General features: G+C 28.0%; 1 protein-coding gene. It reads left to right on the forward strand.

Annotated features, from left to right (window positions below):
- Positions 1 to 431, forward strand: a 431-nt coding sequence (locus tag NG901_RS16620; RefSeq protein ID WP_252217051.1) for an SUKH-3 domain-containing protein, incomplete at its 5' end; no start/stop codon positions are given.
- Positions 432 to 489 lie beyond the last annotated feature (58 nt).

The raw sequence follows: 489 nt of genomic DNA on the forward strand, positions 1-489 counted from the left end.
ATATAACAAATAGAGTTAAAATACTTGAAAGTGAAGGATATGAGGTATTTGAGGCTGCAAGAAAATTCATGGAAGAGTTTGATGAATTGCAAATTATAGCTAAATATATAGATTCTTTTGGAGAAGAAGATTATGATGTACATTCAACATGTTATGAATATATGAAGTATTATTATGAACATAATGCAAATTATAATGAAAAAGTTGGAGAACAAACAATTCCTGTATGTAGATTACATAGTGGGGAATATGTTGTATGTATATCTGAGTCTGGCAAGTTCTTTGTCAGTGAGGGAATGTGGGCAAAGGATACTGATAATTTTTGGAATGGGCTTTTGGGTGAATATAAGGGTGGTTTTTTAAATTGGAAAGATTATAAGGCAGGTAAAGAATTTCAACGTTCAAAATATAAAAATGAGGAATATTTTTAAAATACAACAAATAGAATAATCATTGGATTAAGTTTTAATGATTATTTATGAAAAGTTA

It is taken from the genome of Clostridium sp. CMCC3677 (assembly GCF_023845585.1).
GTDB classification, from domain to species: domain Bacteria; phylum Bacillota; class Clostridia; order Clostridiales; family Clostridiaceae; genus Clostridium; species Clostridium aquiflavi.